This is a genomic window from Bacillota bacterium (genome assembly GCA_033549065.1).
GTDB lineage: Bacteria > Bacillota > Dethiobacteria > DTU022 > DTU022 > JAWSUE01.
Genome location: JAWSUE010000011.1, coordinates 92,324 through 103,834 on the forward strand (window position 1 = coordinate 92,324; position 11,511 = coordinate 103,834).

Genomic DNA, 11,511 nt, shown 5'->3' on the forward strand with positions numbered 1-11,511 from the left:
AATTTTAAAATATTATCCTTATGATATAAAAAATCCTGCTCTCGACGAAAATTATCGTCTTTCTCAACGGATATATTCGATAATTTCCTGAACAATCTCCTCAACTTCTTCTCCTGATTACCAGTTATCGGGCGGTTGTTCCGATACCCTGACTCTCCCAGTCGCCGGGGTGAGGATAATATATAAAATTTTCCCGGTACTATTTTCCAGGGCTAGAGTACCACCCTGATTCGGTGCACCACTGCGGGTAAAACTGAGGGTTCGCAGGCTGCCTGTCCCTGGAAAATTATTGGCGCAGACATAAATTCCCTCCGGATAATCGACTTTGATATAATCACCGGTCTTACCGTCTTTCAGCCTGTATTCATTCAGATGGTCCCGGAATTCGATAGTCTGCGTCCAGCCGGCAGTAATCGCCTTCTGCTGTGATTTTCGCATATCGAAAGCCAAATTGCGAGCGGCAATTTCGAGAGTTTGATTTTTACCCATTTCCGCAACCGCCGGGGCAGCAATCAGGACAACCATTCCCAGCAGGGCAACCACGCAGAGCAGCTCGATCAGGGTGAAAGCTTTTTCATTGCGGTATATGAAGTTTTCTATCCCAACTCTTTATCCCTCTTTTCTGTTTCTAGTCTTTTTGCAGGTCGTGGTAAAGTTTTGCCAGATAAATCAGGCTCTCCTCGCTACCGGAAATCCTTGAGTCGAAAATACTGCTGAATGTGCTGCGGATAATCTCTGACACAGTTGTAATTCCCGATTCGACAGCCCGTTGTCCGTCATCGACGAGCGATTTCATTCCCTTTTCAAAGGCCTTCCTGTGCAATATCTCCGCTGTTGCTCCTTTCAGGATGAGATCCTGCAATTCCTGGTCGAGAACCAGTATTTCCTGGATCGAAGTCCGGTTGCGGTAACCAGTATTATTGCATGACCTGCATTTTCCACCCCTGATTAGACTGGGGGGAGGGTCTTTACGGAAAAAACGGTTGTAGAATATTTTCTCCTGATCACTTAATCTATATTCCTCCCTGCATTCCGAACAGATTTTTCGAACCAGGCGTTGGGCGATTACTCCTAAAAGTGAAGCGGTTACAAGATAATCTTCCAGGCCCATATCGATCAGGCGCGTCACCGCCCCTGCAGCATTATTAGTGTGGAGGGTACTCAGGACCAGGTGGCCGGTCAGGGCAGCCTGGGTGGTTATTTTTGCCGTCTCCAGATCTCTTATCTCTCCGACCATGATGATGTTCGGGTCCTGGCGAAGAATTGAGCGCAGGGAACCGGCAAATGTCCTGTTGATCCGTCTATTCACCTGGACCTGATTTATCCTGTCCAACCTGTATTCGACAGGATCTTCAACGGTCACAATATTGTCTTCAGGCCGGTTTAAGTAATTCAGGGCGGAATACAGGGTGGTGGTTTTGCCGCACCCGGTTGGTCCGGTCACCAACAGTAAGCCATGCTGGTTCAACAGGAGCCTCATCAACACCCGGAAATTTTCCGGAGCAAAACCGAGGTTCTCCAGTGGTAAAACGATCTTCTCTTTTTCGAGCAACCTGATCACTACTTTTTCACCGTAAATGGTCGGCAGGGTAGATATACGAAGGTTTATACCCTCCTTTTCACCTTTCCAATCGATATTTCCATCCTGGGGCAGCCTCTTTTCGGCGATGTCGAGCCCGGACATTATCTTAACCCTCGATATAATGTTTGCCTGGGCCTGTTTCGGCGGTGACGAAAGATCGTGCAGTATCCCATCCAGGCGCATTCTGATTCGCAGGGTTTCCCTGTTCGGCTCAAGATGTATATCACTGGCCCCTTCCTCTATGGCTTTTTCGATCAATGAATTCACCATCCTGACCACCGGTGACTGCTCAGAATAGATATTTCCGTTATCAGCGGGTTCATCCAAATCATCATAATCTCTGAAACCATAATGATGGGCAATCAGGTGTTTTATGGCGCTCTCCCTGGCCAAAACCGGATTGACTTCACAACCGGTAATCATGGAGACTTCATCGATGGCCTCCAGATCAAAAGGATCTGACATGGCCAGAGTCAGCTTTTTATTCTGTTTATCAATGGGGATCACATTATGACGGTGGGCTATTTCCGGCGGAACTGAAGAGACAGTCCCCCCTTCAATTCTGATCTGGTTAAGATTAACCTGGGGGATTTGAAGTTCTCTTTCCAAAATGTTCAGTAATTTTTCTTCGTTGAGCAAACCCTTTTCTACAATCAAACGCAGTTTCTTCTTACCCGTATTTCTTGACTCCAATTCAACTTCATCCAATTTGCTGCTGCTGACCAGACCCGAATCGAGCAATACTGACACGATCCGCTGCATGCTTAATACAGTCAATATTAATCTCCCTTCTCCAGTGCTTTATTATAAGCCTGGCGCATGGCTTCAACCGGCGCAGATAAACCGGTAAAAAGTTCAAAGGCATAAAGTGCCTGTCCGAAAAGCATTTCGGAACCGTTAAAAGCCCTGCCCCCTGCTTTGATAAACTGTTTCATAACTTCTGTAACCGAAGGACTATAACGAAGATCAATCATAATTGTTCTATCCGCTGGCGCTTTCTGAGGATATCTGTTTTGAAGCGCACTAATAAATTCCAAAGAATCTGTTGGCAAAGTATAAACGATGAGGCTACTTTTATTAATAAGAGAATCGAGTCCAGGTGATTCAAGGCTATGTACTGAGCATTCCAGTGAGAAGTTATCGATGAGCAGTTTGTGCAGGAGATCAGCTCTCGCCCTGCTGCGATTAATCAGGTTAAACTCCTCTACACCCTTCTCAGCCAGGGCATAAGCGACTGCACGGGCAGCTCCACCGGCTCCGACTATGGTAGCTGGTGAATTAAAATCATAGTCCGGAGCTAAATGTTCAAGGGCGGAAATAAAGCCGGCCCCATCGGTACTGTAGCCTACCAACCGGCCGTTGCTGTTAACTATTGTATTTACCGACCTGAGCATTTCTGCAACATCAGTTATTGAATCGAGATAAGGGATTACAGCTTCCTTGAACGGGCTGGTAATATTTGCTCCTGCAATTCCGAGCACTTTTAACCCCTCAATTGCCTCTGCGATTTGTTCTTCAGAAACCTCACTGGCCAGGTAAAGAGAATTCACCTTGAGAGCTTCAAATCCGGCATTATGAATAACCGGTGATAATGAATGTCTTACCGGATTACCCAGAACAAGATATAGATTGGTTTCTGCGTTAATCGACGACAACCGTTCCTCAACTCTCACTAACTAAATTTCCCATATTATAGCACAGCATCTTTACTGATCATAGCAGGAATTGAGCTTTTTATGTAGAAAGGGGATAATCTGTAAAAACAATTTACCTCTTAATATTTATTTATCAAAGGTACCGGTAAAATCTATGACACTCGACAGCGCATACTTGTACACTTTAATTTTTATCGTCGGGCTCTGCTTCGGCAGTTTTCTAAATGTAGTGGTTTACCGTCTTCCCTTGAAAAAATCTCTGGTAACTCCCCCTTCAAGCTGTCCGGGCTGCAGCACACAGCTCGGTTTTGTTGAGTTAATTCCCCTGATCGGTTATCTGATCCTTAAAGGAAAATGCCGAAACTGCGGGATGCGGATAAGCCCCCGTTATCCCCTGGTTGAGTTTTTAACAGGCATTCTTTTTTTCGCCATATTCTATAAATTCGGCTTCAACATGAGTGCGCTCTTCTACCTTGTCCTGCTCTATATTTTATTCGGTGTAACCCTTATCGATCTGGATCACCGGATCGTTCCGAACACCCTGGTTGCTGCCGGATTGATTGCCGCAGCGGCAATGTTCATCCCGGCTTTTTTAAATATCTGGTTAAATGTTCCTGAATATATTATGCCTGACAGGCCGCTTTCTGATGCCTTTTTCGGCTTATTGGTCGGCGGAGTGATCATGCTGCTGATCATCCTTGTCAGTCGCGGTGGGATGGGGGCAGGAGATATGAAACTGATGCTGATGATCGGCTGTTACGTGGGGCTGAGGGGAACGGCAGTAGTCCTGATGCTCGGCTTTGTATTTGGTGCCCTGGTGGGGGTTGCCTTCATGATTATGAAAAAGCTGACCCGTAAGGATGCCTTGCCCTTTGCGCCATATTTATCGCTGGCCTCCCTGATCAATGTATTCTGGGGTGAACAGATCTGGAGTTGGTATATAAACCTGATGCGTTAAATAAAATTTTACCAGTGAACACGTAAACCTTCGTAAACAATTCAGACAAGGAGTTATACAAGTGGCTAACATTTTGCTTCAGGATAATCGGGGCTATACTTTTACCGAGATTTTGGTGGCGATCACCATTTTGGGTCTGGTTATCACTCCCATATTAACCCTTTTCATATCTTCATTTCAATCTATTAATCATGCCGGTAAGAGAACTACCGCAGTTAACCTTTGTCGCGAGCAGCTTGAGCAGGTTAAAGCAGCCGGTTACAGCGATGTTTACCGGGATTATCTTGAAGAAGGTTCAGAATTATATTTTGAAAGTGAAATTGAAGGCTTCACCGGGTTCTCCAGGGAGACCAGGGTGGAGCCTTATATTTTGACTGTCAGTGAAGATACATCTCTGGAACTGCTTCAAATCACCGTTACTGTCAAGTGGCAGCAGAGAAATATCGAAAGAGTCCAAAGGCTAATTTCCTTTAGCGGTCATTACTGATGAGCTGAGAAGATTAACTTCATAGTATAGATGAAATTAGAAACTAAAAAATGACTCCAGGAGGATTCAGTGCAGAAGGATAAGGGCTTTACTTTAATTGAACTGGTTATTACTCTGGGCATGATCAGCCTGATCATTGCCGCCGCTTATTCCTTTTATCTGACCAGCCTCAACAGCTGGCAGCATAGTGTGGATCACATGGAATATCAGCAGAATGCCCGCATTGCCCTGGACAAGATCATCCGGGAACTGCAATATGCTTCCGAAGTGCAAACCCGCAGCGGTGGCCGTGAACTAAGATTCAAAGTGCCCGGCGACAGCCGAACTTTCCGCTTCCGGCTCTTCAGGCCGCAGTTGATCTATGATGCCTACCTGACCCAATTCTATACTGTTGTTGCTCTGAATATCACTAACCTTCATTTTCGAATTACTGAATCCGGGCTGGTTGAAATTGAAATTGGCGCCGGCGAGGGCACTGAAGATATTGTCACTTTAAGAAGCAGCGTACGACCACGCAACCTTCCATAAGGAGCTTTGATAATTTGCGATTAAATCATTTTAAATTCAATAATCAAACCGGGATGGCGCTGGTACTTGTCCTTGTTTTCACCTCTCTCCTACTTGTTCTTGGTGCAGCTGTCCTTAATTACGCTGCAACCGAAACCCTCATTGCCCGTTACCAGGTCCAGGATATTGAGAAATTTTATATCGCCGATGCTGGCATTGAAGCCGGTCTTACAGCGCTGGCCAATGATTATTATATCGGACAGACCATAACGGGAAATATTATGGACGGTATTTATCATGTTACATTTATTAATTTGAGCGGTGACAGGAGAAAAGTAGTTTCTACCGGAACGATTGATGAATTCAGCCTGACCATTGAAGTATCGGTCAGCCTGTGTCCTGAAGAAGGTCTGATTATCGAAAACTGGGCCGCTCAATAAAATTTTGAAGGGAAGGTGAACGATTTCATCACAAAAAGCAATTATCGTTTCTCACCAATCGGAATTGATCTGGGTAGTGCGAATGTCAAGGCTGTCCAGCTCAGAAAAAAAAGAAACAGCATAACCGTCCAGAACACTATACTGCCCACTCCCGGAGGGACTATAACCGAGGGGATTATCGTCAAACCCGACCTCCTGGTTGAGCGATTAAAGAAACTGAGAATTGACAATAACTGGCACAAGGCCAGGGTAAATCTATGTCTGCCACCCCAGGTTCTCTATATCCGCCGCGTATCGCTGCCCCGAATAAAAGATAAAGAAATTACCCGGGCGATGCAGCTTGAATTGGAGAGGAATTTCTCAATTAACCCTGCTGAAGCGGTTTATGATTACTGTCGGCTCGAACCCGTTGATCCTGATGATAACCAGCAGGAATTTATACTGGCTGCGGCAGAAAAAAGAATTGCCCGATCCTATATCCGGGTAGTGAAAGAGGCCGGTTTTTCTGCGAATATTCTCGAGATACAACCTTTCTCACTGCTCCGCTCAATGATGCCTTGCATTAAAACTTCAAAAGCTGAAGATTACTCCGGTATCCTTGTCGATATAGGATATCAAACGACTTCGATCATCATTGCAGCAGGCAGCAGTTACCGGTTTTTTCGTTACCTGCGAACCGGATCCGCCGATTTCATTGAAACCCTGGCTGATATATCAGGTACAGATATAAATCAGGCCGGAATATTACTCTATAAAAGAAAATTTACCGCTGAGAAAAAGCTGATGGAAAAGGCAGAATCCCTTGCCGAACAGCTGCAGAGAACGGTTACCTACTGGCTTGAACAAAATGGCAATGAAAATATAACACCTAATGATTTACGGATCTGCGGTGGCGGTGCATTTATACCCGGTTTGGCTGCTGTTATCGGACGGCGTCTTGCAATCCGCCCAAAGCTTCACAATTCATTTAGATCCGATCTCTACAGCACTAGTAATGAAAAAACCACGGCACAAATATCTGCTTTTTTTGCCACTGCGCACGGTTTGGCACTAAGGGGGTGGTCTGCTTGAACTACGAACTAAACCTTCACGTTAAAGGCTCAAAGTTAAAGACACTGTTCTTTAAATCGCAAATCGGCAAATTGCTGCTCATGATTCTACTATTCTTATTTGTGTCCACCCTTTACGGCGGTTCTTTGACCTACCGTAACTATCTAAAAAAAGATCTGGAATACATGCAAAGAGAAATCAGCCATCTTTCAGAAACAGTTGAGCCCTTACAACAGATGTTAAACGAAATTGAAACTGCCGGCATACTGATGCAGCTGGAAGAACAGATACTTGCCGAATCAAATTCCTGGGCTCTTTACCTGGATAAACTTACAACTAATGTTCCGGAGAGCCTGTTTATCGAAAATATCAACTGCACCAGTGATAAAACTATCTCTATCCGGGGTTACAGTTCTAATATGCACACTGCAGCTTCTTTTCAACAGAAAATCGAAGAATTGGAGTTTATCTATTCGGCCGTATTAAGTGCTGTAAATCTTAATGATACCGGTGTATATAACTACTCAATATATGCGGTTCTTGATTAATAACGGGGGTCATCAAAAAATTGAAAATCGAAAAGAGAAAACCTTCCAAAAGAGAAAAATACATGTTGACTATTCTGCTTATTACCTCGTTCCTGATAATCTGGTATCTGGTCGGGGCAAAAGTTTACTCTGAAATTCAAGGATTAAAAGAAGAAAAAGCTCAACTTCAGAAAGAAATGGATATCTTAAACGACCTGGTTGGGCAGAAAAAACAGATTGAATCATCCTGGATAGATACACAGCCGGAAATGATTCGCCTGGGCAAAGCAATACCGCCTTTAAGCAGCTTACCCAGGGTTTTATCAGCCCTTGAATCACTCCTCGACAATTACAAAAATAACCTCTACTCTTTCAAGGTCGGGGAGTTGGCTCATGAAAAGGAAATCTCCATTCTGCATCTACAGCTGTCTGCTGTAGGTCCAGCGGAGATAATTCATCGATTACTGAAGGAATTCGAACTTTTTCCGCACCTGTTAACGATCTGGCAGCTTGAATGGTCTGCTTTAAACGATGATGAGATTAAACTTGATCTTGAATTTAACCTGTACTTTGTCCCTTCAGATCAGGAAGCGTATACCACGTCAAAGGCAGGGAGTAAAAGCTGATGGAGATAAAATACATTTATAAGGCAAGAGATATTGAGGGGAAAAAGATAAAAGGTGAATTATACGCACCGGACAGGAAATCAGCGTTGGGAAAACTCCAGGCAGGTGGATTGGTTGTAACCAAGCTTACAGAAAGCTCCATATTTTCTCTATCTCAAAAGCTGAAACGCCTGGGACTACTTAAAAGGTTTGGTTTCAGTCGTTACTCCGGCAGGGAATTGATGTTGTTCACCCGCCAGTTTTCAACCATGCTCTCGGCAGGCGTGCCTATACTGCGAATCCTGCATATCCTCTCCGGGAAGATGGAAAAACATTCTTTCAGAAAAAGACTTATTACTGTCGCTGCTGCGGTCGAGGAAGGCAGCAGCCTTTCTGATGCCATGCGCAGAGAATTGGACTACTTCCCCCTACTGCTGGTCAATATGGTTGAAGCAGGGGAAACCAGTGGAAAACTTGATGAAGTGATGGATAAAATGGCCGATCATTTTGAAAAACAGCATGATCTAGAAGAGAAAATTCGCACTGCGACTGCTTACCCGGTTGTCATAACTGTCATATCGATCGTGGTAGTTGCAGTGATGCTCCTTTTTGTCCTCCCCCGCTTTGCCGGGATATTTGAATCCTATGGCATGGATATGCCGCTAGTCAGCGCACTTTTTCTTTCTTTAGGTCAGATAATAATCGGTTACTGGCCGTTTATCCTTACGATGGTCCTATTATTACCAATAGCCCTGATTTACACGGCTAATACTGTAAAAGGAAAATCTATAAACGACAATTTGAAATTTAGACTGCCTTTTTATGGCACTATATACCGGCAGATCGTGGCTGCCCGTTTTGCCCGTACCTTCAGTACTCTTCTTTCCAGTGGTACTTCCCTGCACAGATCCTTGATGTTGGTAGACAGGGTAATCGATAACCGGGAAGTCTCCGAGGCGATTAAAGATTTGAGCGATGCACTCTACGCTGGAGATTCAATATATAAACCGATGCGAACATCTCGGGTTTTTCCACCCTTGCTCGTTGAGATGATTCGCATCGGTGAGGAAACGGGGGCCCTGGATCAGACCCTCGATAAAACCGCAGATTATTATGAAAGAGAAATATCTTACCTGGTCGGGAGATTAAGCACTATACTTGAACCGGCTCTTCTCCTTTTAGTCGGTACGTTCATCGGAATGATCGTCTATTCTGTTTTATCACCCATGTACCGGGTCTTTGAATTGATCTAGTCTTCGGTATCAATTGATTCATCCGGAAATAGAAAACTGTTTAAGTCTATGTTTTCTGTCTCTGCAGGTTCTTCAATATTAACTGTAAAGATGGTAAACACCTTACCCTCAAATATTACATTTTCCGGGAGCAGGAGCTGGCCGATAAATAAATATCGACCTGGTTCATCTGGGTTATAGACCGGATCCGACTCATCGCTCCACTCGATGGGAATACCGGTTAAAATGAACTCATCAAAAACCAGGTCGATTATTTCCGGAAATTCTACTTCTTCGAAAACGGTTCCGGGAAAAACAGTTATTACAAATCCCTCATCCTGATTTACTACAAATATTACCTCTTCCTCGATACCGGTATTCAGCTGATCGACAATGCTGGCATACCCTACAATCTTGGTATCTTCAAAAATTCTGGCATCGGGGTCAAGAAAGGCAAGGTCAATATAACGTTTAACCGTACCGTCAGAGGTTTCTGCATGCTGATAGATCGCCAGCGAATTGCTCTCACCGGATTCTGCTGAGATGTTCTGGGTAAGTTGGCCGGATTCACCTCGATCAGCCTTTACGCTAACTGCGAATACCTGTGGGTAATTGCTGTCCAGGTATTCTGATTCAGGGTTTAAGCCAAAGGTTGAAGCCACTTCCAGGCCGCGCAGCGAGTCGGGATCTGCTATCCAGCTGCTTTCACTGCTGACAGCCAGGGTTCCGTCACCAACTGTTCCTGCTTCAACTCTCTGGAGGTTGCCCACACCCTTAACAAGTGTTTTGTGAAAGCCTGCTCCACTGTACTCATCACCACTGAGAATTTTGATAAGAATAATCCCATCAAGATCATAAGATTTTTGGTAGCTGATTGTTCCATATGAGGCAAAAACAGGTGCAGCAGAAGTCAGGAATAATAGAAAAGCAAGAAGAATAGAAATAAAACATTTAGTCCGCAACATAAGTTATCTTCCTCCCTGAAAGTAATTAGCGGTATCTTTTATATCTCTTTATTTTGCTCTTTATCTATATTCAAACTTCACTGTATTATATTTCAAGTTTTTAGTTTTGTCAAATTTTTCTTTAAATGGTTGTCCCTTATTTCTTTTTATGAAATTGCAGGATTTTATTCCTGGATGTCGTAACTTATCAGCAAGTCTTAATCTATAAGGATATATTATTTATGGAAACTGCTTTTTCTGGAATGCAGGACATCCTCAGAAAAGCAACTGAAGAAAACCATCTTTTTTTAAGTATCCTAAATTTCCTCCCCGACCCCTCCTTTGCCATCGATACCGAGGGTAAAATTACCATCTGGAATAAAGCGATCGAAGATTTAACCGGCCGGAGCGCAGAAAGTATCCTGGGCAAGAATGACTATGAACATTCATACTGCCTCTGTGGTGAGCGAAAACCCTTTATTGTCGATAATCTGATTGCAAACCTGCTAAATATTCCGGAAAAAAATGTTGAATTTTACTCGATCAATAAATGTGCAAATGGCGATGTTTACTGCGAAACTGAATGTAGTGATCTAAATGGAGTGAGAAACAGCTACCAGATTAAAGCTTCACCCCTATATACAAAAACCGGGGAACTTATGGGTGCCATCGCAATTCTGAAAGTATCCTCCGATGATAAATACAAATATACCAAAATTTATCAGGATAAAATTGTTATTTCTTTGCAGAAAATGCTGGATGAAAAAACTGAAGAAACGGTTACCCATGCCTTCAGGATCAATGATTATGCCACACAGATCGGAAAAGCCCTTAACCTCACGGCTAACGAGCTTCATAAACTTGCCCTGCTCTCTGCCCTGCACGATTTAGGTAAAATCGCTATCCCCGACAGCATAATCCTCAAAACGAAAAAACTGACGCCCGAGGAATGGGAAATCATGAAGAAGCACTCCGAAATCGGCTATAACATAACCAATTCCATCCCCGGCCTGTCGCATATTTCAAAGATGATCCTTCACCACCATGAATGGTGGAACGGCAAGGGTTATCCTGACGGGCTCTCCGGTGAGGAGATCCCCCTTCTTTCCCGGATCATTGCCGTTGTCGACGCCTACGACGTGATGGTCACCGGCCGCTCATACAAAAAGTCCCTTACGCCACATGAAGCCCTCAAAGAGCTTCAGGATTACGCAGGGACCCATTTTGAACCAAGGTTGGTAAAAATATTCACCGCCTTGTAAGCCAGGCTACTAACTTATTAACTTACTGACTGCCGCATCTGAAATATTAATATAATCAGCAATTTCTCTAAAGGAGTAACCTTCACTTTTCGCCATTGATGCATATTTCTTTTTATATTCTCTCAAATGCCTTTTTCTTGATCCGCTGCGTATTAATAATATATCTGCTCTTTCTTTAGCTTTTTAACCAGTTCGAGAAAGTATTTTTTATTGCCATCATGACCCATTATCTTCTCCCGATTATTGCTTCGCTGGGTTACAT

At 43.9% G+C, this 11,511-nt stretch carries 13 protein-coding genes; 9 read left to right on the forward strand and 4 right to left on the reverse strand.

Annotated elements, in window-relative coordinates:
* Positions 1 to 117: 117 nt before the first annotated feature.
* The 3 genes from SCJ97_09060 to aroE form a co-directional block, all read right to left on the reverse strand.
* Positions 118 to 543, reverse strand: a complete 426-nt coding sequence (locus SCJ97_09060) for a prepilin-type cleavage/methylation domain-containing protein (GenBank protein MDW7740187.1) — start codon at positions 541 to 543, stop codon at positions 118 to 120.
* An 85-nt stretch (positions 544 to 628) separates the two neighbouring features.
* Entirely contained in the window at positions 629 to 2,359 is a 1,731-nt protein-coding gene (locus SCJ97_09065) for a GspE/PulE family protein (protein MDW7740188.1), read from the reverse strand.
* A gap of 2 nt (positions 2,360 to 2,361) precedes the next feature.
* A complete protein-coding gene (gene aroE, locus SCJ97_09070; protein ID MDW7740189.1) occupies positions 2,362 to 3,255 on the reverse strand; it encodes a shikimate dehydrogenase in 894 nt (297 codons plus the stop codon).
* Between the two features lie 136 nt (positions 3,256 to 3,391).
* Here aroE and SCJ97_09075 point away from each other — a divergent pair, with 136 nt between their 5' ends.
* The 8 genes from SCJ97_09075 to SCJ97_09110 all read left to right on the forward strand — a co-directional run bounded on the left by SCJ97_09075 (position 3,392) and on the right by SCJ97_09110 (position 9,064).
* Complete coding sequence (locus tag SCJ97_09075; GenBank protein MDW7740190.1) at positions 3,392 to 4,195, forward strand: prepilin peptidase; 804 nt, start codon at positions 3,392 to 3,394, stop codon at positions 4,193 to 4,195.
* Positions 4,196 to 4,256: 61 nt separating this feature from the next.
* Positions 4,257 to 4,682, forward strand: a complete 426-nt coding sequence (locus tag SCJ97_09080) for a type II secretion system protein (protein ID MDW7740191.1) — start codon at positions 4,257 to 4,259, stop codon at positions 4,680 to 4,682.
* 69 nt (positions 4,683 to 4,751) lie between these two features.
* On the forward strand, positions 4,752 to 5,210 hold the full coding sequence (locus SCJ97_09085) for a prepilin-type N-terminal cleavage/methylation domain-containing protein (GenBank protein ID MDW7740192.1): 459 nt from the start codon (positions 4,752 to 4,754) through the stop codon (positions 5,208 to 5,210).
* Between the two features lie 14 nt (positions 5,211 to 5,224).
* Positions 5,225 to 5,629 carry a hypothetical protein gene (locus SCJ97_09090; GenBank protein ID MDW7740193.1) on the forward strand — a complete coding sequence of 135 codons (405 nt, stop codon included), beginning with the start codon at positions 5,225 to 5,227 and terminating at the stop codon, positions 5,627 to 5,629.
* A gap of 15 nt (positions 5,630 to 5,644) precedes the next feature.
* Positions 5,645 to 6,700 (forward strand): pilus assembly protein PilM, encoded by a 1,056-nt coding sequence (gene pilM / locus SCJ97_09095; protein MDW7740194.1) that lies wholly within the window; start codon positions 5,645 to 5,647, stop codon positions 6,698 to 6,700.
* Complete coding sequence (locus SCJ97_09100) at positions 6,697 to 7,227, forward strand: PilN domain-containing protein (GenBank protein ID MDW7740195.1); 531 nt, start codon at positions 6,697 to 6,699, stop codon at positions 7,225 to 7,227. Before pilM ends, SCJ97_09100 begins: the two co-directional genes overlap by 4 nt.
* Positions 7,228 to 7,247: 20 nt before the next feature.
* Positions 7,248 to 7,832 (forward strand): hypothetical protein, encoded by a 585-nt coding sequence (locus SCJ97_09105; GenBank protein MDW7740196.1) that lies wholly within the window; start codon positions 7,248 to 7,250, stop codon positions 7,830 to 7,832.
* A complete protein-coding gene (locus tag SCJ97_09110) occupies positions 7,832 to 9,064 on the forward strand; it encodes a type II secretion system F family protein (GenBank protein ID MDW7740197.1) in 1,233 nt (410 codons plus the stop codon). The genes SCJ97_09105 and SCJ97_09110 overlap by 1 nt, the downstream gene beginning before the upstream one ends.
* On the opposite strand, the gene SCJ97_09115 is transcribed toward SCJ97_09110, so the two are convergent.
* The gene (locus SCJ97_09115) at positions 9,061 to 10,008 is read right to left on the reverse strand and encodes a hypothetical protein (protein MDW7740198.1); all 948 of its coding nucleotides are present in this window, start codon (positions 10,006 to 10,008) and stop codon (positions 9,061 to 9,063) included. The genes SCJ97_09110 and SCJ97_09115 overlap by 4 nt on opposite strands.
* A 221-nt stretch (positions 10,009 to 10,229) precedes the next feature.
* On the opposite strand from SCJ97_09115, the gene SCJ97_09120 reads away from it, so the two are divergent.
* Positions 10,230 to 11,249 (forward strand): HD domain-containing phosphohydrolase, encoded by a 1,020-nt coding sequence (locus tag SCJ97_09120; protein MDW7740199.1) that lies wholly within the window; start codon positions 10,230 to 10,232, stop codon positions 11,247 to 11,249.
* The last annotated feature ends 262 nt before the right edge of the window (positions 11,250 to 11,511 follow it).